Consider the following 24,116-nt stretch of genomic DNA (forward strand, 5'->3'; position numbering starts at 1 on the left):
TGTTTGACAATGAATATGATTTAGCCCTGGCTGTGATGGAGGGCATGGAATCACGAAGTGAACAAGGTGGGTATACGATGGAGCGTTTTAGGTTTAAATCATCCTAGCTACTTAGTTCCTAAACTCTCGTTTTTGGGCTTGATGCGTCAAGACATCATCAAAGCGTTTGCACCATCTATCGAAGCAAGGGGGCATCGCGGCGGGAGTTGTCTCTTTCATTTCTCACATCCTAATGTGAAAAGTTTGCCACGCCTGTATTATACCTTTTTTAACTTGTATTTTTCGTTTAAGTACCGTTAACTAATGCAGATCCAATTCCTCTGCGCCCGTGTGTAGGCTCAACATCGATTTGTTGGAGGTAAAGTGTGGCATCCACCTCTTGAGTAATGGCATACCCCGCAACCATGTCATGCGGGTCAACAGCAACCCAAACCTGCCCTGCTTTAAACCGTTGCTGCACAACATCTAAGGGCAGTGGGGCAGCATTCACCAAGAATGAATAGGGTGTATCGAGGAACAGCTTTGCGGCTGACAATTCAATGGCAGACAACAGAGTTAGTTCTTCAAAACGAGCAGAGCGGATTTGATATCCTGCTTTCAGGATTTTCATGCATAGTTCGTAGCAATGATTACTCCTACCTTAGCGGCTCATTGCCCAAAGGCTATGTTTGTTTATTGCCCAGGATCTAACCAGTGATGCTATTCCCTAACATCACTCAAGATGGTAGGTGGTTACTTGAGTTTATTAGAGAGGTTGCACGTTGTGAAAACTGTAGAGTTGTAGCACTTTTATCAGGCTTGGAACGCACAGATACTCATCGCTTTTATCAAAAGCAAATGAACTATGACAAACCCAGCTACGTGTTCAAGAAAACTTTGTTATGGGCTTTACGACATCAAGATTGCCAGAACGATCAGACTAATCAAACAACTGAATTGAATCGCCAAGCTAAATACCCGTAACCTTGGATCGGCACCCCCAATGTGAACGATGGAGTGCAAAAGTCGGAACGTGATATAAACGCTGACCAGCAGATCGACGATACCTCCGGAAACCTCTCGTACTATCAAAAGAAAAACGACTCCTAAATACAGAGGCAGATTTTCGATCAGGTTAGCCTGGACTCGAAATAACCGCCACATCAAGCTGTCATCATTGATCACCCCGAAATCTTTGGGGCTACCTCCTGCCGCTAAGTGCCGAATTCTCACAGCAAGTAAGAGAACAACAACTGCGATCGTCCAAACTATAAAAGTTACTAATCCCCAAAGCGGAACAGTCATCTCATTTAACATTTGCATCTTCCTCGCCAATAAGTGGTAGCTAATCCCAACCAGCAACCAATCCAGTCCAACCCCCATCTATGACCAGTTCTTCTCCCAGCACAAACGATGCCTCATCGCTGGCTAAAAATAGCACTGCTAGAGCAATCTCTTCTGGCTGTCCAAAACGTTTTAGAGGAACTGACTGCTGAAGTTTTGTGGTCACTTGCTCCAACTGTTCTTGAGAAATTCCGGTTTTGCTGATAATGGAGGTTTTCACTGGACCTGGACTCACTGCATTGACTCGAATGCTGCGTTCAAGCAGTTCGGCAGCTAACACGCGAACTAGAGAGCGTAGCGCTGCTTTGGAGGCAGCATAAATGCCTGAATAGGGCATACCCATCTGATTGTTGATCGACGTGTTGAAGACGATGCTGCTGTTTTCTGGCATCAAAGGAACAGCTTTCTGCACCGTAAACAATGCTCCTTTGAAGTTAATGTCCATCGTTTCGTTGATAAACGCCTCATCCACATCGAGTAATGGGCTGAATTTAGCAATCCCGGCGTTGACGAACAAAATGTCAAGCTTGCCCCATCGTTGTTTAATTTGAGTAAATGCCCTGTCTAAATCAGTGCCCGATCTCGCTTCTGCCCGAATTGCTAAAACCTCTGCACCGAGAGTTTTAGAAGCTTGCTCTAGCCGCTCTTGATTTTGACCCATGATTGCAACCTTAGCTCCTTCTTGCACAAAAAGTTGAGCTGTTGCAAACCCAATTCCACTGGTACCGCCTGTAATAAGAGCAACTTTTCCATCCAGTCGAGACATACGAACACCTTCTTCAATAGAATCTGACAACAGCTTAGAAAGCTTGCTGCTGAGGATGCTAGAAAAAAGTTGCGGGATTTTAGAACATTCTTGCGATCAGGCTTGCTGAAATTGTTTCGGGGTTACACCTAAGCTCTGCTTGAAACAGCGCGTGAAATGACTTTGATCGCAAAACCCGACTTGATTGGCAATCTCTGCAATGCTGAGTTGACTCTGTTGCAGTAGAAGTTTAGCTTTCTCAATCCGACACTGCAAAATGTATTGATGAGGCGTAGCTCCTAGGCTTTGCTTAAACAGTCGTAAGAAGTGATAGGGACTTATTTGGGCGATCGCTGCAAGCTCATCCAATTTTAAATCTTGCTGGAGATGGTCGTTGATATAGTCTTTTACCAGCGTGAACGTGACTTGAGATAACCCATTCGTATAACTTGAGAGTTTAGGACGAGTCGCACAATAGTTTCGGAGTAAATGAACGACTAATGCTGTTTTGAGGCTATCGACCAGCAAATGACTTCCCATTCCTCCGACCTCAGCTTCTGTTTTGAGGGTAGAGAAGACACTCTGGATGAACGCGTCCGATTCGCTCATAAACCGGGGTAGCAGTTCGATTTGGTCCGGGTTTACCCAGTCCTGCCCAACTTGTTTTAGGAGGGTTGGCTCTACTGCCAGAACCATAAATTGAGCCGGAGTATCCCAACTACAGGAATGAGTAATTCCTGCTGGAATAATCGCAATATTTCCAGAAGCCCGTCTTTCACGCAACCGTTTGCCATCGAGCGAGCGCGTACCGGGCGCATTCATGTTGGATGAGCCAAGCAAACCACAAGCCAGCACATGCATTGTGTGGTAATGTTCATCAGTTGCAAATGTCGGTTGTTGATGCAGTTCAAGATGTACACTATTCCAACCCAAACTTCTTAAGATAGCGGGTTTGGGAACAATTCGATCCGATGCGCTCTCCTGGCAATAATCCAATAGTTTGACAGACTGCTGTTGTTTTTCCATGACCTGTCACAGCTAAATGGATATCTTCAATTGTGCCTAATTTTTGCGTTTCCTGCGCTCAGAGAGTAGCGTAAGCATAGAAAGAGCAAGTCCTATTTTTAGCTTTACTTCTATAAATAAAAGGTGCTTCCTCTGGAGTTGGTTCCCCCAAGTTGGGAATCCAATTCAAATCAATAGCCACTTTTTGTTTTGCTTGTCGAATCCCATCAAGCAACCAGCTTTGAAACGGTTTGTTCAAATCTGATTTTGGAGTTGCCAAATGGCTTCCCTTAGCCATTCCTCGTCAACGGAATCAGCTATTCATCAACAGAGCGAAAAGCCAGTACAGCTAAAGATTTTAGCTGACTCTACTCTATGGATTACAACTTCCGTATTTCTAACCCTAACTTACATTTCCACTGGTTTGAGGTCTTCAGCTCCATAATTGATTCGCTTATTTTCCCCATCCGACTGCACCTTATGACACGCAAGGGTTTTGGTCTTTAGGGGAGGGGTTTTTTGATTCAATCGCAGATGGTTTGATGAGCTTAGGGAGGGAACCGCAAATGGTTTGGTGTAAACTCTCCGATATTGAGGAGAGTTATGTTTTCTGTTGTTGCAGAATTCTGCACGAAATTCGTCCTACTAAGTCTCCAGTAGAGTAGAGTATATACGCAAAACCATCTGCGATCGCGACTCAGCAACACCTGGCTTGCGATGTTAAGCGCTAGCTCTGTGGAACTTTGGGCAAAAGTTTCTTAGAATTTCAGGAACTTCCGCGAACATTTGGCAGATTTGATGGACGCACAGGAGGGGCAGCCGCCGCACCATAATTCACTCGGCAGCCGATATTAAATACGCTGGCTCCACACTCAAGTGGTACGACTTCGCCGCCTAGCATAGCGCTACAGCTAACATAACCATCATTGTTCGTGTCCTTAATCATGCACTCAATCGGTGTGGCACGCGCATGGCTAGACCAAGACCTCATACCCATTCCTGCAATCAAGTGCTGCCAAAAGAAACCGATAACAAACAAGCCAAAAACAACAGCAATGAGTGCCGTAGCGATGATCCCGACTCTGGTTTTCCAATTGCTGAGAATTCCTCCCGGCTTGAGTTGTGGAGAATTCTGTACGGTGGGAGCAGCATTGGTTTTTTCTGGTACTGGTTGAGTTTCAGACATGATAATGCTTCTTTACTCAGTAACCCGCCATTTTGAGTGGCTTACCTAAAGTCTACAAAATGGCGCAAAATAGTGGTGCGATGTAGAAAACCAAGTGGCAACAGAAGCAATCAAATTCTTTTGGGGATTTCTAGAGAGCGATCGCATCCCACTCTCATTTCTGCTGAGTGTAGGGAATCTCCACCCGCCACAAGCAGCTTTTCGCTTGGTTTCTTCTCCCCATCAGCCTTTTTGGCAGTCATCACCGGCGAATGCATCGTAACAATATCATTGGCTCATTCGCCGACAGAAAATTGAAATTTATCATTTCCAGGATGAGCGCTACATTTTAGTTCAACAGAGCCAATTTTTCCCTGGATTTGGCTTAAATGCCATCTTTACCGAGTCCATTTCTGATGCTTACCAATTAGGAGCTGGCGCGATTGATAAATTAAGCGATCGCTATCCTTGCCCTTGCCAATCCTGAAATGCGAGCGCTGCATTTTGCGTTGATGTTGGACGGGAGTAAATGTTGGTTTTCCTGGGTCAACTGAATCTACAATCAAGCCACTGCAAAGCCTGTATACTCCCGGATTTTGGGATGGCGAAACCCAAGTACAATATCTTCTTTAGGAACGCCTGCTTCTAGTAAATCGGTAGCAATACCTTCTTCGGTATCATCATATTGAATCCAGATTTTATCATCAATTAAATCTAGGTGAATCGGCGTAGTGTGTAGATACTTGTCGTCATTCCAGCCAATATCCAAGACTAAGTATCGTCCTCGTTCATCATCAAATAGAACTTGAGAGTTATAATTGTCAGGCAGGGAAGCTCGATATTGGGCGTGTTCTTGTAGTATTTTTTTAATGATGTCTCGGTAGTTCAATCGGGTATCCATTGCGCGATCGCCTCACTTTCATCATCAAAGACAATTAACCTAATAATTTGGTTCTTTAGCAGAACTTGTCCTAATTCTATGGTAAATACGCTGTTGAAGGTAGGACTAGAAACGGCAAGATAGAGAATTCGCTCTATACCCATTTCGTTAAGGATTTGGCGATAAAGGACATACTGCCCCAAAGCTTGCTCCAAATCCTTGACATCAGACTGTCCCACAAAACTCTTGACTTCAACAACAATTTTTTGGAGTCCTTTTTCGGCACTAATGAGACGTTCTGCACCGAGGTCAGCAGATAAGCGCTTCTTGCCTATTTGCAATGGAAATGGATCGTGGGTAATTGTCCAGCCATCCTTTTCTAAAGCACGCTTAACTGTATCGTGGTAGATGTCTCGCCTTGCCATGCTGAATTTATAGGGTTTGCTATCTTCGTCGCTTAGTGCGATCGCGCCATTTGGCGTTGATGTTGAACAGAGTGGATGTTGGTTTTTCTGGCGTCAACCCAACCTACGGCGATGAACAATCACACTATCAAGATTTGGCAGCGGTTGTGAAAGGAAATGGAGTAAGAAGCTTCTGCGTTACTCACGGCAGTCCTGAGAGTGTGATGTTAGCCCCCTGACGGATTGATGTCTTGTATACAATGAATTTATCTTGGAACGAAACGATGTGTCGAGACACATCGTTTCGTTCCCCCCCTCTTGAGAGAGTGAAGCAGTATTGAGGTTCAAAAATGGGCAAGAAGACATTTGATGCTCTTATAGCGGCGTGGTTTTGATTTAGAGACAGCTTATCGCCTTTCAGAAGCTGGACATTCATTCAATTCCCTTAAAACCTCAGATGTAAACAAACTACGTTCTCTAAATATTCCAGAGGAACTAATCAACATAATTTTACGGGAAAAACGCCCACCAATTCCTCCAAACATACTGCATACAGTTCTCTATCAAAGTCGTCGGACTTGCTGTATATGTCGTGATAGAAGTAAAGGGATCATTGTTCACCATATTCACGAATATAGTGTTTCACGGAGTCATGCTGAAGATAATTTAGTAGTTCTTTGCCTTAACTGTCATGGTGAAGCACATACAAAGAGAGAACTTCAGATCAACTTAACTCCAGAGGGACTACGCAAATCTAAGAAACTCTGGTTAGAGCAGGTTAAGGAAGAGGATAAGCGTGCAGTTGTCAGTACGAATCCAGAATCTTCATATCAATTTATGAAGCAGCTTGCAGATTCAGTAGAGATCGTTACAACACCAGTGATGAGCCTACAGTTTGCTGACCATGATACTCGTCAAGAGCTTGGTAACTCAATTAAGCTGTCGTCGATTTCGTATGTTGAGCCAGTCACCCCACTACCTGACACTAAAGTAATGCAATGGCGAGAGATCGGTGGCATTAATAGCTTGAGAGTTGGAACGCCAGAGCCATTAGTCCGCACTAACTACTGGCGAGAAAAGGAAGAATATATCCGACTCACGAGCCTTCTTAGACCCGTTGCATTCGTAATTCACAACCAGAGTAGCACCTTTGTTCAGGGAGTACGAGTTGAAATTATAGGGAGTTCTTCTAGTGGTATCACTGTGACTGATGAACTACCCGATGATCCACCCTACCGTTGTTTTGACGTAATTCCTACCTAATAGATATATTGCTCTCCTCAGCTTGCAACGAGAGCCTCAAACGGAAGTGGTGTATCACAGCAGTCAATGGACACTCACCGTTCACTTTGGGAATGTTCAGCCTAAGTCGTATGTCTGGGCAGATGAACCATTCTACATTGGCTCTAGTGCAGAGGAGTCTCTTGAGCTAGAGGCTGTTATCTATGCTGACAACCTGCCTAATCCTCAAAAAGTGAAACTCACCATTGAGTTCGAGATTGAAAACAGGCTGGCTCTCACAATTAATGAGTTAGGAGTCGCGCAGAAATAACTTACCTGCTTAGTGCGCGATCGCTTGTTAAAATTCAACCCTCCTAGACCCACAGAACCCACTAGATATATTCTTCCTCGTCGCTGGTATCATTAATCCGATCGCTCCCCTGGTTCGCCTTGTGCGATCGCGCTCGATAAGTTTTGAGAGAATGAGGAGCGATCGCGCTCTGGTTAATCTTTCTTTTTTTTATCTTTTTTCTTTTCCTTTTCCTTTTCTTTTTCCTTGTGTTTTTTCTTTTTGTCTTTACCTTTAGTCTCTTCTGCTGCTCGTAAAATCAAATTCCGCGCTACAGTTTGGGTACCCGTATGCTCGTAGTAATTGGTTGACATATCCAGAAAAGCCGCTAGATAATCCAACTTACTATCAGCCGTATTCATAAATTGTTGTAAGTGCCCCAAAACATTTTCTTGCGTTAACCCGCGAGATGCAACAAAATTGCTCATCCAGCCGTTAACTGAGGCAAAACTCTCACCGATAAAGCCTAATTTACCAGCCGTAGTACCGCCAGGAATTGCACTATTGATACTCTGATAGGTGGTATTTCCTTCTAATTGCGAAGGATTGACCTGGCTAAGAATAGATTGAGCTTTGAGAATGAAGTTGGGACCAAGCGGAATCAATCCATCAACGGCAACTAGCGCAGCCATTCGCATTATGGATTCGTTGTGATAGTTTCCTAAAGAAGCTCTAAAGGCTTCGATGCTGGTAGGAATTCCGTGCAACCGGCAAAAGGCAATTAACTCGACAACCAGCTTTAGGGACAAATCAATCGCTTGTACGGTATCCGGTTTGGGAGTAAGCTGGTTTAGAAAATTCAGGAAGCTGATTTTCTCGCCTACTTTGTTTGCTAGCGCTGCTGCACCGATAGCGCTATCGGCACGGTCAATTGTTTGGTAAAGCCATAAGGTTTGTTGATAAACCTCCCTTGGATCGTTGTACAGCGCGATCGCTCTCTCGCCAATCTCCTCAATCAGGTCTCTGTCGCTAACACCTGTCACCGCACGGATGGTGTTTTCAAATCCAACGAAGTTTTGCCACTCACCAGGAACGACATAATCGAGCGATCGCAGCATATAAACGGTCATGCTGCTACTTGGCAGGTTATTCACTAATCTAGAAATAGATTGATTCACGAATTCAGATTCTTTTTCAAGTAGATGTCTATTTCTTTTTAGCCTAATTTTTAGGAAAAAGTGCTTTTTACAAAAAGTTGCAAAATCAAGGTGAACTTGCCAGCGCGATCGCCACAAAGCTAATATATTGGGTTGGGTGCTGGAAACTCAGCCTCTGTTTTGTTCAACTGCTGTCGGATTTCTAATTCCTTGCCGTTACTACCGTTGCTTAATCAATATTCGGAGTAAAAACCAAGCAATTGCAGCAAGGGGAAGGACAATACTCATACCAATGGCAGCCCCTTTCAAACGTTGTATCCAGAGTAGAGTTATTTTGATACCAAACACTGTCACCACAGTGTTTGTCCATTCTTCTAATTGATTAGGAGAACTGGTAGGAACCAGAACCATAATCGAAGTGAACAGTGCCATATAGAAAGCTAAAAACGCCGCTCCACCACCAACTAGTACCAGAATGACTTTTTTGAGTATCTGAAGAACTTCTTCCATAATCTAAATACTCGAAATGAATCGGAAATTCGTCACGTCTCCTACGATAGCGAAGATCGCACAAAAGCGATCGCGCTCTCCCAATTAACGGTCTGAGGGAGCAGAGAGCAGGTGAATAGCTCTTTTAGCGTAAGGATTTCTTCTTCTAAGAGCATTTAAGTCCAAAACAACAGGGTAGCGATGAAGTTGAGAAAGTGTGAAAATGCGATCGCCCCAGGTAGGCAAAAATTTCTCGGATATTCTCGGATATTCAGGATTAGCAAGCTTTTGATCGTACCTGATTTAAATGCTGAACAGCTTAGCGCAATCGGAGTCCAAAATGACACGGTCACTCTAGGGATCGTGGCTCTTTCATCCCCTTCCTGCTTGCTTTCAGGCTACTTCTCTCATTTTAATCTCCTCCGAGCGATAAAAGAGAGTTAGAAGTGGATAAGGTATTTGGCTCTAGAATTTTAGAACGGATTCCCGTTAATTGGGCTGAGTATCAAAAAATTGAGTATCGCATGGACAAAGATGGCAAAAATACGAAAACAGTTGTTGATGCTTCTGGCTCTAGCTGCACTAGCACTACCTCAGACATTGAAAAAGCTCTGGGAGCAGGGCAAACGTATCTAATTTCTAAAAATAAGTCAATGGATATTATTTTTGAAAATTAGATGCGTTTGCCGTGTTAGGGGATGCACTCTCTAGCTCAAGGATTGAGTTGTTTGCTAGGGAACACCACGATGGATGAGATTGTTGGAGTGCTGAAGTCGAAATTGCCAGATAAGCGAGCGTAAAGGAATTTTATGAGTCGAGGGTTGTTGTGAGTTTTTTTAGATAGTAGTAGAGTCTCGGAAGGAAATAGTTTATAGAAATGTGTTTATTAACTCTTGCAGTTGCCAAAGAGTTGGCAGTTCGACTGACATCTAGCTGGTGAGACTCATGGCAGCAGCTCTCAGCAGAACAGTCAGTTCCAGAAAAAGGGGGAAGTAGTAGCTAAAAGTGCAGTGTTTTGAAATCAATTAAGATGCTCAGATCAACGGTTATTACAAATTTCTGGTTTGGTGTTCTGGTGTTGTTAATCGGAGCCATGCCTGTCGCGGCAAGTTCTTCTTTTGATGCGACGAATGCAGCGCTTATCCGCGCCCAAACCTTAAATAGCCAGGGTGTACGGCAACTGGAAACTGGGCAAGCTGAAACGGCTCTAGAAACATGGAAACAGGCAGAAGCTGCCTATACAGCAGCAGGGGATGAAACGGGCAAACTGGGTAGTCAGCTGAATCAGGTGCAAGCCCTGCAAACTCTTGGACAATATCGTCGTGCAAAAAGCTTGTTAGAACAAATCGGTGTTCGATTGCACCCCCTACCAGATTCTCTACTGAAAGCCAGTAGCTTGCGAAGTTTAGGAATCGCCTTATTTAATGTGGGCGATTTGCAAGAAAGCCATAGGGTTTTACAGTCAAGTTTGCAGATTTCCCAACGCTTGAACGCAGATACAAGCAGTACGCTATTGGCTTTGGGCAATGTGGTAAGAGTGCGAAAGAATAATCCAAACGCGATCGCATCTGCAAACACGAACGCGATCGCGTTCTATCAACAAGCTGCCGCCGTTACACCAGATAATTTGATCCGGCTTCAAGCACAGTTGAATCTATTCAGTCTCTTAGTCAAAAACAATCAAACTCCACAGGCATTACCCTTATTACCTGAAATTCAATCCTTGTTGACAGATATATCGCCAAGTCGGGCTACGGTTTATGCTCAAGTGAATCTAGCAGAAAGCTTGATGAAATTAGGGGACAGGGAATCGGGAGTGAGGAGCGGGAACAACAACGTCCTGCTCCCTACTCCCTCTGTCGTCGCGCAACTCCTTGCCAACGCGATTCAACAAGCAAGAAGCCTGAACGATCCGAGAGCAGAAGCTTACGCATTAGGGCAACTCGGACATCTCTACGAAACATCGCGCCAATGGGCAGAGGCTGAACGTTTGACACAACAGGCACTACAAATAGCCCAATCGATTCAGGCGGATGACATAGCGGTTTCCTGGCAGTGGCAATTGGGGCGGATTCTGAAGCAGCAGGGACGGACTTCAGAGGCAATTGTTTCCTATAACCAGGCAGTTAAAACCCTCTCCGTGTTACGAGGCGATTTAGTGGCGATCAACCCGGAAGCTCAGTTTTCCTTTCGAGAACAAGTAGAACCTATCTATCGCCAACTCGTGCAATTGTTGTTGGAGAACAATCCAACGCAGGCAGACTTGCAACGGGCGCGATCGGTAATTGAAGCACTCCAGTTAGCCGAACTGAATAATTTCTTTCGAGAAGCTTGTCTGGATGCGAAACCTCAACAAATTGATCGGGTTGATCCCAATGCAGCGGTAATTTACTCGATTATTCTGCCCGATCGCCTTGCTGTCATTCTCTCACTACCTAACCAGCCTCTACGCTATCACTTCACAGAGCTGGCTTCAGATTCTGATGGAGGGGTAGGTGAAAGGAGCGGCAATCGTGAAGTTGACCGAGTCTTTGACGATCTCTTTGCCACACTCAACCCATTCATTACCAGTCAAGCACCGTTGCGTCCTCATCAACAATTATACAACTGGCTGATCCGTCCAATAGAAGCGGATTTAACTGAGAGCCAGGTTAAAACGGTGGTGTTTGTTTTGGATGGAGTTTTGCAGGGGATTCCGCTAGCGGCACTGCACGATGGTCAGCAGTATTTAATTGAAAAATACAGTCTGGCGGTGACGCCAGGATTGCAACTCTTACCACCCCAATCGCTGACTCCAGAACAGCTTGGAACGCTGGCAGGTGGATTGTCACAACCGCGTCAGGGGTTCTCAGCCCTGCCTGGTGTTGATCGAGAAATAGAGCAGGTTTCTACCCTTGTACCAACTATTGCCCTGCTGAATCAGGCTTTTACGCAAACGCAACTGGCAGAGCAACTGAAGTCTGCCCCATTCCCGATTGTGCATCTTGCCACCCACGGGCAATTCTCTTCACGGGCAGAAAACACTTTTCTGCTCACCTGGGACGGACGAATTCAGGTGAATGCTCTTGACCAACTGCTGGAGGCACGCGAGCGCCAAAATCGCCGTCCCATCGAAATCCTGATCTTGAGTGCCTGCCAAACGGCAGCGGGAGATAAACGCGCAGCACTGGGATTAGCAGGAGTGGCAGTGCGTTCGGGGGCACGCAGTACGATCGCCACTCTCTGGTCGGTACAAGACAACTCAACCGCAGAACTCATCACCCACTTCTACACTGCCTTGAAGCAACCTGGTATCACTCGTGCAGAAGCGCTGCGGCAAGCGCAACTATCCCTACTGCGATCGCCCGACTATCAGCATCCCTACTACTGGGCAGCGTTTGTCCTAGTTGGCAACTGGCGTTAGAGCCTCATCGCAAGGGTTCGTTTGCGATCGCTCCCAATCCTACACTGGGTTGCGTCAAAAAGTCTGACCAAATTCTTGCAAGGGCTGGGTCAACGGGTTGCCCTCGTCGCGCTTCCGCTAAGGCAGTCAGAGCCTCGTGCCAGATGCCCTGCTCCCCATACCAGGCGGCACGTTCTAAAGCTTTCTGTGGAGCGTTCATCTTGCTAGAGGGAACGACCCGCCGCACTGAAGCGGTCACAAACGGATCGTTGGGACTGGGGCGATCGCCACACACCAGCACCACTGCCCACTGATATGATTTGCCAACTTCTAAGGGAGGTGCCTTCTCATCTAGCGGAATCCCCACAATCCGTGGCTTTCCCGTAATTGGGACAAAGCGCTGAGAGTGCGATCGCGAACCCTCCTCTCTGACGCTCAACACCATCTGACGCGCCGACGTTTCTGGCAAATAAACCCAAAGGGTGGGACGCTCCGCCCAGGTTAAACCTTCTTGATTGCTGGGAACGAGGGCAGTAAGCGCCAGGGGTTCAGCCGCTGGACTATCTGGATTAGTTGGTGCATCTTGAGGACAATGGCGATCGTTCCGGGAACCGGCTCCCCGTGTATCCGGTGGTGGTCCATTATCTGAGGGTTTAAACAACACCTGTGTAATCGGGTTCTGTGCTTCCTTGGCGTCATGACCTAGAATCGGCGCAGTCTCTTTGGGAGCGGATTGCGCTAACGTAGATGCTGATTCAGCCAACAGCAAAAAACTGATAGCCATGAATGCGAACAACGGTTGAAGGCTCATAACCATTGGCTCCCTGGCAATGTTTCACACAATCATACAGTGAAACAAACTAATGTTGACAATCTGGATAGCGCCTAACAAACTCGATGCCACTTTGTTTAAGTTGTTGTTCGTCACGTATGGTTAAAAATAGTCAAATTCACAATCGTTTTGCAGGGATTCAAATGTCATGAGTGTGAGCAGCGATTTGCCCTTGCATCCCGTTTAGCGCTATCTTTTTGGGTTTGTACTAAGCTTTTTTCACAGTGACTGTGAACTGTTTAACAACCCATTCTCGATAGGCATAAGCAGCATTTAATCGGCGATCTTGGGGTTTCTCTTGTGCGATCGCATCTGCCAGAAGTGACAGCGGGTCAGAACCTCTATATCCCCGAAAGCCTGGAGGTGGAACAATTGGTCGATCTAGTGGAGGGAGTGCCAGTCCTCGGAGTTCAGCTTCGCCAAGCGTAGCAAATACCTTGATAATATCTGTACCTTTTTCGTATCCTTCGGGTAAAGTTACCGGAAAGGGAATCACTTCTCGGTGGGCTATTCCCGGTGAGATTTCTACAAACATCTCTTTATCAGGCTTAGGCCAACTTTGCTCAATCGCCCAATTGGATTGCAAGTCAAGGATAGCAACTTTGAGAGGATTGGAATACCCATTGATAATTTCCAAAAAAATCCATTCGCCTTCACTAAGAGTCGGATTCAGTGGATCGTCAAGAGGCTGAAATTTTTTCAACTGAGTGGGTGGCGGATCGATTCCTTCTGCATAATCATCCAGCTTCCCCAACCACTTAACTTGGAACTTCTCAATTAACGGCGAAGCTGAGTTGTAAAGTTCCTGAACGGCTCGGTATTTAGATAAATGTACTAACCGCCGAACTACCTTCTCAGTGGCTCTTGGCTCGTCAAACTTTATGAGCGGGTGAATATTGGGATAAGGAACTCCGGCTGCATCGCAAATTTCGTATTCTTCTCGATTATTCAATCCGACAAAATAGCCGAACTCTTCATCATCTGTTTCAGAGTTTGCAGTTTCATCAAAATTTAATTGGGCTAACTCTAACCAGCCTTGTCCAAAAACGTGTAAAGCTGGCTTGAGAGACTCCATTGCTTGGGTTTGTTTAGTATAAATTTCAGGAAGAAGTTTATTAGCGGGAAATTGGCTCAAACCTATCTCCTCTGGAGTAGCTTTCTGTTGATAAAACAAGCAAACTCTCCGAATTAATTGCGCTGGTGCTGACAACAGCACGGCTGGATCGCCTAGTGAAACTTCTCTTTTACCTTCTATGGGTTCAATTTTGCAGCTAGCTACCGTTGCATCATATTCAACTACTTCTACGATCGCTAGCCGAGAATCAGTTTGAGTAAAATCTCTCGTACCGATTGGATAGATAGCAAATCTCGCTCCTTTGCGAATTCCAGTTGCGATGCCTGCGTTAATTGTGATTTGATTTTTCGCCAAATCAACCTTTTGAATCGATAATGAATGGTGTATAGTAGTGCGATCGCTCTCAAAAACTAAACGGTCAGCTTCACCCAGCAGCATCGGTGTTTGCTGCGGAAATTGACTTTGGATTTTAGCTCGGATGCGATTGTAAAGGTCTGTATAAGTCAGTCCTGCATAGCCCTGTTCGAGAGAATCAAGAAGCCAGTAAGTGAGAGCGCCATGCTTTTGCTTAGAATTACCTCGATTAAAAGCGTCTTCAAAAGCCTTTTCACTCGGAGAACAAGCCGCTAAAAAAACGTAATCTCTAGCTTCAATTAAGCTACCAAAATGTAAGCTAGAGTTTCCACGAATTTTTAACTGTAAAGAATGCCAATTTTCTATCAGTTCTTCTGGAGAAGCAACTAGGCTTTCTGTTACCTGTGGGGTCTTGTCAATAACATCGTTTCCTCGAATTTTGGCATCGCCGCGAGTAGCTCCTCCAGAATGGCAACTGTCAAAAACAACGGTAGTAATTATGTTTTTATCGACCATTTGCTTTAACAGAAAAGCTAATTCTATATCGCGCAGATAGCAATTTATAGCTTGTCCAGAATCATCTAACTGCCCAATATCAACTGGAATTAAAGACTCGTCTATGCCCTCTTCACCTTTAATGTCAGGATAAGCCGTTTTGGATCGGCCCCCGTGACCAGAGTATTGGATGTAAACGCGATCGCCTGGTTGCGCTGTTGCTGTCAACGCTTTAAATTTTGTAACGATATTTTCGTAAGTTGGCCACTGTTCGGGCGGTTCTACAGGTTGTTTCAAAACCGGATTGGGATTGGAGGCGGTCAACTTCCAAATGTGATTCTCAGGTACGTTCAATCTTGTTTTGAGAAAGGCTTCAACAGCGTTGATATCATTGACCGCGCCTTGTAGGTTATCGTAGTAAGTGCCGTCAGATAAACGATGGGGTAAATAGCAATTGATACCAATTAATAAAGCGTATGAATTTGGTTCTGACATGATTTTAATACTGACTCAGCGGCTTCTGGAAGCATACTTTTATTATTTTTATAAAAAAGGTGGCATTTTTTTCACTTTAAATGAGCTTAGAAATAATGCCACCTCTTTCCAGGTTTCCCACAAAAATTAACTCTGGAGGGGAAAAAGTGAAAGCAAAAACGGGTTAGGCAAAAACTCGACGAGACTCAAGCAGCTTTTCCCACCACTCATCTGCAAAACCTCTCACTCCCGCATTGGAATAGTCAATCTTTAAAGGAATCTCTTTACGTTCCGCACGCTTAGCTTTCTGCATCAGGTCAATGAAGATATCAAATTCATTTCTTTTGGGTAGCACAATACATCCCGAACTGCCAGGAACATTAGCATCAAAATGTACCCCAAACTCTGAGCGAGTATATCCATCATCTCGCCTGAATACTTCAGGCCATATTGGAAAGAAGTATCCCTCAACTCCTCGTGTCTCTAAAAAATAGCCATTTGTAGAAATCCTGGTAGGACCATTAACAATCATTTCCTCAGATGGGATTAAACCTTTACTACGTCTCCAGTGATCGTCTACACTTTGACAGCCAGATAACCCGCTGATTGCAACTGCCTCTAAAATCGTGTTACCGCTATCATCTAGGATTAAAAGGGAACCTTTTAACAAAGCAGATGACTTAGCACGAGAGAATTTGAAAATAGCGCTAGCTGGTAGAGCTTCACGAGGTTTAGCGTATTGAATTTCTAAAGGAATTTTATCAATCCCCTCTTTTTTCAAAGCAATCAATAAAGCGCGGAAACGATCGAAAGAGCCTGCATTGATAATCCCGATGCCTCCCGCAGTTCCCGGACTACCAGCATCGTTGTAAATTCTGAAGCTACCACGTTTCATTCCACCATCAGGATTCTCTAGAACTTGTGGCAAAATTGGAAAGCTCCAGCCATTGCTATCATCGGTTTCTACAGAGGCATCTTCTGTGCCAATAACTAAACCGTTTACGTCAGGAATTGGCCCATAAATTGGTCGCCACAGATGATTTGGACTTTGATATCCAGGACGACCCGTTGTTGCTACAGCATCAAAAATTTGATTTCCCTCAGCATCAAAGAGGAAAATATTGCCGAAAAGTAAGCCTGATGAATACTTCAGCTCCATTTTAAAAACAGCTTTGGCAGCTTCTTGGGGAAGAAATGGCTGTGGTAGAACTGACAAATCTTCACCGGAGTAATCTAAGTTCCAAGCTTCTCCTCGTTCACCTGCATTAGGCAACCGCCAGATTGAAGAACTCGGATAATCTTGGAGAAACTTTTGCAAGATATCAGCCGTTACCGGATTTTTTGTATCGGATTCCGAACCCCAAATAGGTAAGATTGGCTTCTTCAAACTGAACTTGTCGTGAGCCTTGAAAGCTTCCTGAACTTTATCCTCGTATTTCTCTGGTATCAATGTCCACTTTTCAAAATACATTTGTGGCATGGCAAAGTCGCAGAGGTCGTCCAACAATTTCCAAGGTATGTCTGGGTGATAGCTAGGATTGCCAAAACTGGTATAGCCTAACGTGCCTGATTTTACATAAGGGCGTAAAGCTTGCAGGAGTTGTTTAACATTCTCGTGGGTACTGGCATCTTCAGCTTCTTTTTCAATATCGAGAACGTAGCCATCTAATTGACACTCCATAGCTTGGCGAACTGCTTCGGCTTGAGCTTGGATGTTGGGGGTGCCATAGTGATAGCCCCAGCCGTAGACTTCAATGCCTGCTTTGTGAAATTGGGCAATATTAGCTGGAGTACATTGATTTGCCCAAAATAGGGGTGAACTCTTGCCGTCAAAGACTTTTAAATAGATGCGACGACAGTTAATTGTCTTCAATTGTTGTAAATAGTCTGACCGAAGTTTAGACAAATACCAAATCCATGCACCACAAGAATGTTGTGTCACAATTCCATCTCCTATTTAGTTGCAAAAAAATATGAAGGTGAAAATCTAGGCAGAAACTTCAAACACATCTCGAACGGAATTAGCTTTCACTCCCATCTCGGTTCTGAGTTCGATTTCATAGGTTCCGGGAGCAAGATTTTCTAAAGTCGCTTTCCAATGAGAGCCGTTTTCTTGCAAACTGACCTCTATGGGTTCGCTGTTTGAAGTTTTAGAGTTGATTCGAGCCACTAATTTCTCGCTTGATTCCTCTGCGTTGATTAAATCAGCACGAATCTCAACAGGTTCGTTGGGTAAATAAAAATCGTCAATTTCTAATCTCAAAGCAACAGGTTCTTTCTCTGTTGGAACTTGTTCCGGGCCTCTAATATTTGACGAATCGAATTGCATTTGCAACAGTCGCTCATAAATTTGTTCCAGTACCGCTTTGTTGGCTTGCAAAGCACCGTGATGTTCTGGGATAAAGGTGTTGTAGTAACCCATGTTGGACATTTCTAGAGGAATTGCCGACACACGGGGAACGGTGTCATCCCCATTAGCTAGATAATCTGGAATACCGGCCGGAGGAATGTTAGTGACTTGAAGTTTGCCATCTTTGAAAGTCGCTGACTGGTAGGTTAGCTGACCCGTACCCACAAAGGGAACAAGGACGTATCCGTGCTTTTCCCAATCCTTATCTTTGCGATTTGCTTCGGCTGAAGTGCGAATTTCTTCGTGAAATTTTCGGGCTGCTATTACACGAGATAAATCCAAGCCGGGGAGAAAATCAACTTCTGCTAGCCGAGAATACCCATCTGAAGTTTGCAACATGGGGTAGACGGGTAGTAGTTGATAAACTGAGGTGAAAGAGCGCAAGACGTGGGTAAAATCAACGAAAGCTTTTTTGTAGCCCTCGACAAGGGATGAAATTGCATTTACCGAACCTCGGTATGGCGTACCAAAGGTAAACAGTGCTTTGCAATCTCGCCATCCTCCCAAGACTTCGAGATAGTAGCGGCTGACTAAACCCCCCATGCTATGAGCGAGCAGGATAACTTGTGCATCTTCATAGCCAGATTGTTCTCGCCACTTTTGCAGTTTATCGTCGATAAATGCTTTGAGTTTTTTTGCAGAAACGCGGTTATCTCGCCGCCAGTCGTAGGGAAATTCGTAATAGTTGATTAAGTCTTGGTTATGGGGAGATGCTGGGTAAATTCTGAACTTACCGTTGAGGAGAAGCTCTCTTAACTTTGTATAACCGTCGATGACTTTGGCGAGTCCGGGTACAAGATAGAAATCTTGCATGACAGAGGTTGCGGTAATGCGATCGCCTAAATTATCAACGCTTGGCTCGTCGTTTTTCAGGAGCAGAGATTCCGGTGAATTCAGTGAATTCCAGAATGATTTGCCTGAAATTGCCCAGACATCCTGCCCGTTTTTTTGGAGGGTGCTGCCCATAATTCCGGGCAGTAAAACAATCATATCTTTAAAATCAATTGCTGACATAGATAAAACTCTCTCTTTATCTTTTAGATCACTATTTTGCTAGTTCATTTGAGGAATTCATATTTTTGGAATTCATCGTATCGTCACTAGCAGTAATATGGTCACGTATTTGTTTCCATGTCCAACCTTTAGCAAAATATTCTGTATAGAAATTTAATTCATTAGGGGTGGCATTTCTATTTAATAGTTGTTGATAATTTTGGTTGATAATGTAATTTGCTTCTTCGCTAGCAGCAATATGAGCGCGTATTTGTTTCCATGTCCAACCTTCAGTTAATCTATTAGTATAATAATTGATACCATCAGAATCAGCATTGCGCTTCAATATTTGTTGGTAAATTTTATGAAGCATAATTTGAGCCTTTGGACTTTGAGCAACAGATTCTCTAACTTGATATAAAGTTGCATTTTCTTCGTTTAAATCTAAAAAAAGTTGATAAAACTTTATTTCGCTTAAAGTAGCTTCTCTCTTTAAAACTTCTTTATAGATTTTCTGGATATTTTTTTCATGATTATTACTTAAATTTAGCAATCCTATATCGTTTTCTTTTTTAGAAATATTATTGCACAGGTTTTTTTTCTCAATCATTCGAGGATTGTTCTTTAAATAGTCATGCATCCAGTTGCAAGCATATTTTATTAAATTATCTAAGTCTAAATCAAACAAAATTAGCTCTCTATTTCCTCTAACAGCAGCAATAATTCTGCCATTGGGACTAAAGTTAACGCTAGAAAAATTGCCATTTATTAAAGTTATTGGTTGCTGATTATGTTGACTCCAAAATTTAATTCCTGCTCCAAGTCCAGCAGAAGCGATTGTTTCATTATCGGGACTAAAAGCAACTTTTTTAACATAGGAATTATTACCCATAAAAGTTTTAATATTATCACCATTTAAATTCCAAAGCCTCACTGTACTATCTTGACTTCCAGAGGCTATTTTTTGTCCATCTGAGCTAAAGGCTATACTACTTATCTCTCCTTTATGACCTATAAAATCGCTAAAAGTTTGATTAGTCAAATCTCCAAATTTAATTATTCTATCTTCTTCACTTATAAATGCCATTTTTTTGCCGTCATTTGGAGATACAATCAAGTTGTTTATTCTTTGGGAATTTTTATTTTCATAAAAAACTTCTGTTTTTTGGCTCTTTAAATTCCAAGCTATAATTTTATTGCCACTATTATAAAAAATTATATCGTTTTTAAAATTAAAACTCATGCTATCTATTGCCTTAGAAACAGATTTAAGTTTATGATTCTCGGAATTGGCTAGCTCCTGTACTTTTATATTGTCACCATCAGCTAAAGCAATAAGTTGATTATCATAACTAAATATTAAATTTTTTACGGAGTCTGTATTATTAATAAAAGATTTAATTAGAAAATTACTTTTAGGGCTATCAAAATCCCATATCCTAACAATATTATCGGAGCTAATGACAGCTATATTATTACCGTCTGGACTAAAACTAACTTCTTTGACTCCATGTATATTATCTGCAAGAGTCAGGCGCTTATGTGGAATAACGCTCCAAATTCTGACTGTACCGTCCCAACTTCCAGAAACAATTTTTTGATCATCTGGACTAAAATTAGCACTCGATACTGGACCTTGATGTCCATGTATAGTGCTAAGTAGCTTCCCCTCTAAATTCCACAATTTAATTGTTTCATCATGACTAGCAGAAGCAATGATTTGACCGTTATGGCTAAAACTTACAGTCTCTACTCTTCCTTGATGTTTATGTTCAAAAGTAGTAATTAGATGACCATCTAATGCCCACAATTTAATTTTTCCCTCCTCATCTCCAGAAGCAATGATTTGACCATTGGGGCTAAAACTAACACTCCAAACAGGGCTACTATGCTCACCAAGAACCCGAAATTGCCAATTATTTGCGTTCCATATATTAATTTTTCCACCCTCGCCAGCAGAGGCAATTAGTTGACCATTTGGGCTAAAAGTTACACTGTACACTTTTGAATCGTCTTCAAGAGTTTTGATTAGATTACCATCTGGCTTCCACACCTTGATAGTTTTGTCATGGCTACCGGATGCAATCAGCTTCCCATCTTGACTAAAATTGACAGTTACTACCTTGTCTGTATGAGATCTAAAAGTTTTAATAAGCAGACGCTCTGCAACCCTCCAAATTTTGACTGTTTTATCATCACCAGCCGAAGCAATTAGCGTCCCGTTATTGTTAAAATCCATTCCCCATACATTTGTTTCTAAAGCATTATTGCTATGAATTAAAGCGCCAAATTGCTTACCATTTGCTTGCCATAACTTAACAGTCCCATCATCGCTACTAGATGCAATTAAGTTACTATTAGAACTAAACTTAGCAACTTTAACATATTTTTCATGCCCTACTAATTGATTTTTTTCTCGAATTCCATAGATACTTTTTTCTAAAGCAACTATTACTTCAAGTGGAGCTTTCATTTTCAGGTTTTTAAGTATTATTGCTGACTCTAGGCTTGTTATCATTGCATCTAGTTTTTGGTTTTCATTTAAACGTATCTGTGAAGACTGGACTAGAGCTTCACTCTGAGATATAGAGCTTTTTCTAAACTGCAATAAAGCGGCAAATATCAAAATTAATGCTATACTCAAAAATCCAAGCGTTATAAAAATAGTTCGACGATTTTGCCGCTCACGTCGTCCTAAGCTCAAATCAATAAATTTATTTTCGTTTTGACTAAAGCCACCTAAAACCTGATTAAATGTTGAGTTTTGCCTCAGTTCTAAAACCTGCTCTAACTTTGACCCACTCCATAGTTCATCCTCAGATTTCTTAGTTTTCCACAGATTCATGTCGTGGTTGAGTCGATTGCGAATTGCAATAGATTCTCGATTTTCCTTAATCCAAGTATTTAAGGTTGTCCAAGAAGTTAGTAAAATTTCATGGGCAATATCTATCGTTGATTCTTGTAATTCAAGGGAAAGGTCACTCACTAACAATTTTTCATCAATCAGCTTTGCCAGTACCCGCTGCTCTAACTCATCATTAAATAGTGACTTCGCTGCCCTTCTGCGGACAGGTTTCCATTCGCCTCCCGACGCCACATCCTCGCCAATATCAACCAACTTCAGGAAGATTCTTTGCGTTGCCAGTTTCTCCTCTGGTAACAGCAACTCATAAATCGTATCAACGTGCTTTTGTAACGCTCCCTGAACACCTCCTAACTGACGATAGGTACTTATATTTAATGTTTGGTCTTGAATCGACCCAGTTTTAACTTCTGTTTCCCACAGCAAATCGAGGGTGTATTGTAATAAAGGCAAATAGCCTGCTTGTCCCTGAATATCTTTAATGATTTCATCAACTAATCCTGATTCAAACACAACGCCATGATGAGCAGCAGGCTGTTCAATTGCCAACCGTAATTCATCGAGTTGCATTTCTGCAATCATCGGGCGATGTTTATCGGTTACTTTCACCAGTTTGGGATACGGACTTAATTTATCTAGGAAATCTGCCCGCATCGTGGCGATGAGTTTGACGGAGTTCTGCTTGGTTTTATTCAATTGCACCAAGCTGTTGATAAACAGGTCGCGTTTCTCACTCAGAGTAGTAGTAAATAGCTCTTCAAATTGGTCGATTGCAATCAACCAATACTCATCGGGTTGTTTGAGTTGGGTAATGACTCGCTGGAGGGCATCGGCTTTAGCTTCCCTGGCAATTTGAGCGTCAGCTTGCTTATATTTACTTAGTAAACTGGCATATAAGGAGTCAAATGGGTCGCGATCCGGCTTGAACACGATTTTGACGAAACGAGAACCCCATTTTTGAGATAACCAAGGAACTAAACCCGCTCGCACCACTGAAGATTTACCACTCCCACTCGCGCCCAAGAGTAAAATCAGATTGGTTTGTTCGAGTTCATTAACTAAGCCAGTTAAAAATTGATCTCGCCCAAAAAATAGGTCTTTATCTTCACAATCAAAGTTTTTTAAACCCTTATAAGGTGAAGTTTGGATGAATTCACGATTTTTGATATCTTCAATAGAAGATTGGATAATTTCCGTATGATTAAAGGTAACAACGCTATGCTGAAATATATCGCGTTCTCCCTGAGCAATTAAGCTTTTTTCAATGCTAGCTTTGTCAATATTGAGTTTTTGCTGGGAAGAGTTCGGTGACGGTTCATTCATCCTATTTAATGATCCTGAAATAAATTTAGATAAATTTTCTTGATTTAGGCAATTAATAAAAGACTTTTTGCTGCTACTCCTAGCCAAGGAGCTAACTTAGTAAAAACGGGTTCTAATTTTTGCCAAATATTTACACCAGATTGGGCAGTTTCGTTGGCTTCTTTGAGAACTTTACTCAGTTTTTGCAAGTTTTTGACAGCAAAATCTTTATCAGGTTCATCCTCTTGAATTTCTTCGGAGATGGTTTCAACATGATTCAGGGCTTTTTGTTTGTATTTCTCCGGCAAATCTGAGCTGATGACAATTTGTTCAATTTGTTTAACTAATTCAAGAATTTCTGCAACGGTTAATGATTTCTCTAAGCTGCCGCTAGTAATTTGCTGGGTTTGCTTAATATCCCGTCCGGCTTGCCCGATTTGAGCATTAGAAATCTGCCCCCCGCTGAAGTTCATAGCTTGGGATGTGGTTTTTTGAGGGATAGGGGGAGAGAGTGCAATGGGGGGAGAGGGTGCGATCGCTTCTTTTGACTCTTCAGACTCTTTTATCCCAGAAAGAGAGTAGGCGCGAGGTCTGGCTTTGAGTTGAGGGGTTTCTGCTTCGGGAATTCCCTCTAAATCGATAGATGCACGACCAATTTCAAAACAGCGAGCGTAGGGTTCTCCTGCTCCCAGCGCATCGTAAAATCCGATGGAAAATTTGATAGCAGCTTCATCCCCAATGGGTCGATTCATACCAATAAGATAATCAATATATTCGTGAATGACTCGTGCTTGAATTTCGCTATAACAAGCATTGATTAAAACACACTCTATTTTAGTTTGGAATAGTTTAAATAGATGGGCTAAGGATTCGCTACTCACAAGTTTAGTTTGCCCTGAGTCATTTTCTAAAACGAGTCCTTCGGTTCCTACCCCATGCCCCGAAAAGTGAACAATCGCCGGTTGATAGTCTAATAAGGCACGTCGTAAGTCGTCCACTCGTACTGCTCCTTCGCTGACAATTTCAAAGCGATCGCGGTATTTTGCTCGTTTCAAAGTGGCTTGAATTTCTCTAACTTCGCGATCGAGGTGCAGCCTCGTGGTTCCCGGTGGATTAACAGATAAAATTAGAATTTTTTTCATGATTTTATTTCCATTTTTGCAAAATGTTCAAATAGCATCCGATGAATGACGATGTAGCCCCCCAACTTTTTATGAAAATATGTGTTCAGTTGCGTAGTTGAGGAACCGGGCATAAT

The 24,116-nt window shown here is 43.0% G+C and carries 21 protein-coding genes; 6 read left to right on the forward strand and 15 right to left on the reverse strand.

Going from position 1 to position 24,116, the window contains the following annotated elements; translation table 11 throughout:
- Window positions 1–286 precede the first annotated feature (286 nt).
- The 5 genes from H6H02_RS19795 to H6H02_RS19815 all read right to left on the reverse strand — a co-directional run bounded on the left by H6H02_RS19795 (window position 287) and on the right by H6H02_RS19815 (window position 4,259).
- Window positions 287–610, reverse strand: coding sequence for a GNAT family N-acetyltransferase (locus tag H6H02_RS19795; protein WP_190820912.1), 324 nt, complete (start codon window positions 608–610; stop codon window positions 287–289).
- Window positions 611–888: 278 nt separating this feature from the next.
- A complete protein-coding gene (locus tag H6H02_RS19800; RefSeq protein WP_199329367.1) occupies window positions 889–1,302 on the reverse strand; it encodes an MAPEG family protein in 414 nt (137 codons plus the stop codon).
- A gap of 22 nt (window positions 1,303–1,324) precedes the next feature.
- Window positions 1,325–2,089, reverse strand: coding sequence for an SDR family oxidoreductase (locus tag H6H02_RS19805; protein WP_190820914.1), 765 nt, complete (start codon window positions 2,087–2,089; stop codon window positions 1,325–1,327).
- A 96-nt stretch (window positions 2,090–2,185) separates the two neighbouring features.
- Window positions 2,186–3,094, reverse strand: coding sequence for an AraC family transcriptional regulator (locus H6H02_RS19810; RefSeq protein WP_190820916.1), 909 nt, complete (start codon window positions 3,092–3,094; stop codon window positions 2,186–2,188).
- A gap of 745 nt (window positions 3,095–3,839) precedes the next feature.
- A complete protein-coding gene (locus H6H02_RS19815; protein WP_190820918.1) occupies window positions 3,840–4,259 on the reverse strand; it encodes a hypothetical protein in 420 nt (139 codons plus the stop codon).
- Window positions 4,260–4,353: 94 nt separating this feature from the next.
- Here H6H02_RS19815 and H6H02_RS19820 point away from each other — a divergent pair, with 94 nt between their 5' ends.
- The gene (locus H6H02_RS19820; protein ID WP_190820920.1) at window positions 4,354–4,521 is read left to right on the forward strand and encodes a hypothetical protein; all 168 of its coding nucleotides are present in this window, start codon (window positions 4,354–4,356) and stop codon (window positions 4,519–4,521) included.
- Window positions 4,522–4,800: 279 nt separating this feature from the next.
- On the opposite strand, the gene H6H02_RS19825 is transcribed toward H6H02_RS19820, so the two are convergent.
- Complete coding sequence (locus tag H6H02_RS19825; RefSeq protein ID WP_190820922.1) at window positions 4,801–5,139, reverse strand: XisI protein; 339 nt, start codon at window positions 5,137–5,139, stop codon at window positions 4,801–4,803.
- Entirely contained in the window at window positions 5,124–5,543 is a 420-nt protein-coding gene (locus H6H02_RS19830) for a XisH family protein (RefSeq protein ID WP_190820924.1), read from the reverse strand. Before H6H02_RS19830 ends, H6H02_RS19825 begins: the two co-directional genes overlap by 16 nt.
- A 71-nt stretch (window positions 5,544–5,614) precedes the next feature.
- Here H6H02_RS19830 and H6H02_RS19835 point away from each other — a divergent pair, with 71 nt between their 5' ends.
- From H6H02_RS19835 to H6H02_RS19845, 3 genes are all read left to right on the forward strand, one after another.
- Entirely contained in the window at window positions 5,615–5,761 is a 147-nt protein-coding gene (locus H6H02_RS19835; protein ID WP_190820926.1) for a hypothetical protein, read from the forward strand.
- A 598-nt stretch (window positions 5,762–6,359) separates the two neighbouring features.
- Complete coding sequence (locus H6H02_RS27275) at window positions 6,360–6,785, forward strand: hypothetical protein (RefSeq protein ID WP_242040791.1); 426 nt, start codon at window positions 6,360–6,362, stop codon at window positions 6,783–6,785.
- 22 nt (window positions 6,786–6,807) lie between these two features.
- The gene (locus tag H6H02_RS19845; RefSeq protein ID WP_190820928.1) at window positions 6,808–7,074 is read left to right on the forward strand and encodes a hypothetical protein; all 267 of its coding nucleotides are present in this window, start codon (window positions 6,808–6,810) and stop codon (window positions 7,072–7,074) included.
- 173 nt (window positions 7,075–7,247) lie between these two features.
- On the opposite strand, the gene H6H02_RS19850 is transcribed toward H6H02_RS19845, so the two are convergent.
- On the reverse strand, window positions 7,248–8,210 hold the full coding sequence (locus H6H02_RS19850; RefSeq protein WP_190820930.1) for a hypothetical protein: 963 nt from the start codon (window positions 8,208–8,210) through the stop codon (window positions 7,248–7,250).
- Between the two features lie 198 nt (window positions 8,211–8,408).
- Window positions 8,409–8,699: a hypothetical protein gene (locus tag H6H02_RS19855; protein ID WP_190820932.1), complete on the reverse strand. Its 291-nt coding sequence runs from the start codon at window positions 8,697–8,699 to the stop codon at window positions 8,409–8,411.
- Window positions 8,700–9,124: 425 nt separating this feature from the next.
- Here H6H02_RS19855 and H6H02_RS19860 point away from each other — a divergent pair, with 425 nt between their 5' ends.
- Window positions 9,125–9,355 (forward strand): DUF2997 domain-containing protein, encoded by a 231-nt coding sequence (locus tag H6H02_RS19860; RefSeq protein ID WP_347342633.1) that lies wholly within the window; start codon window positions 9,125–9,127, stop codon window positions 9,353–9,355.
- 353 nt (window positions 9,356–9,708) lie between these two features.
- Window positions 9,709–12,081 carry a CHAT domain-containing protein gene (locus tag H6H02_RS19865; protein WP_190820935.1) on the forward strand — a complete coding sequence of 791 codons (2,373 nt, stop codon included), beginning with the start codon at window positions 9,709–9,711 and terminating at the stop codon, window positions 12,079–12,081.
- A 4-nt stretch (window positions 12,082–12,085) separates the two neighbouring features.
- On the opposite strand, the gene H6H02_RS19870 is transcribed toward H6H02_RS19865, so the two are convergent.
- The 6 genes from H6H02_RS19870 to H6H02_RS19895 all read right to left on the reverse strand — a co-directional run bounded on the left by H6H02_RS19870 (window position 12,086) and on the right by H6H02_RS19895 (window position 24,000).
- Complete coding sequence (locus H6H02_RS19870; RefSeq protein WP_190820937.1) at window positions 12,086–12,871, reverse strand: DUF928 domain-containing protein; 786 nt, start codon at window positions 12,869–12,871, stop codon at window positions 12,086–12,088.
- 229 nt (window positions 12,872–13,100) lie between these two features.
- A complete protein-coding gene (locus tag H6H02_RS19875) occupies window positions 13,101–15,311 on the reverse strand; it encodes a caspase family protein (RefSeq protein ID WP_190820939.1) in 2,211 nt (736 codons plus the stop codon).
- A gap of 163 nt (window positions 15,312–15,474) precedes the next feature.
- A complete protein-coding gene (locus H6H02_RS19880; protein ID WP_190820941.1) occupies window positions 15,475–17,232 on the reverse strand; it encodes a hypothetical protein in 1,758 nt (585 codons plus the stop codon).
- Between the two features lie 45 nt (window positions 17,233–17,277).
- Entirely contained in the window at window positions 17,278–18,714 is a 1,437-nt protein-coding gene (locus H6H02_RS19885; RefSeq protein WP_190820943.1) for a lecithin--cholesterol acyltransferase, read from the reverse strand.
- Window positions 18,715–18,745: 31 nt separating this feature from the next.
- Window positions 18,746–22,966, reverse strand: a complete 4,221-nt coding sequence (locus H6H02_RS19890) for a DUF4214 domain-containing protein (RefSeq protein ID WP_190820945.1) — start codon at window positions 22,964–22,966, stop codon at window positions 18,746–18,748.
- Window positions 22,924–24,000 (reverse strand): CHAT domain-containing protein, encoded by a 1,077-nt coding sequence (locus H6H02_RS19895; protein WP_190820947.1) that lies wholly within the window; start codon window positions 23,998–24,000, stop codon window positions 22,924–22,926. Before H6H02_RS19895 ends, H6H02_RS19890 begins: the two co-directional genes overlap by 43 nt.
- Window positions 24,001–24,116: the final 116 nt, after the last annotated feature.

The sequence above is a fragment of the Coleofasciculus sp. FACHB-1120 genome (assembly GCF_014698845.1).
GTDB lineage: Bacteria > Cyanobacteriota > Cyanobacteriia > Cyanobacteriales > FACHB-T130 > FACHB-T130.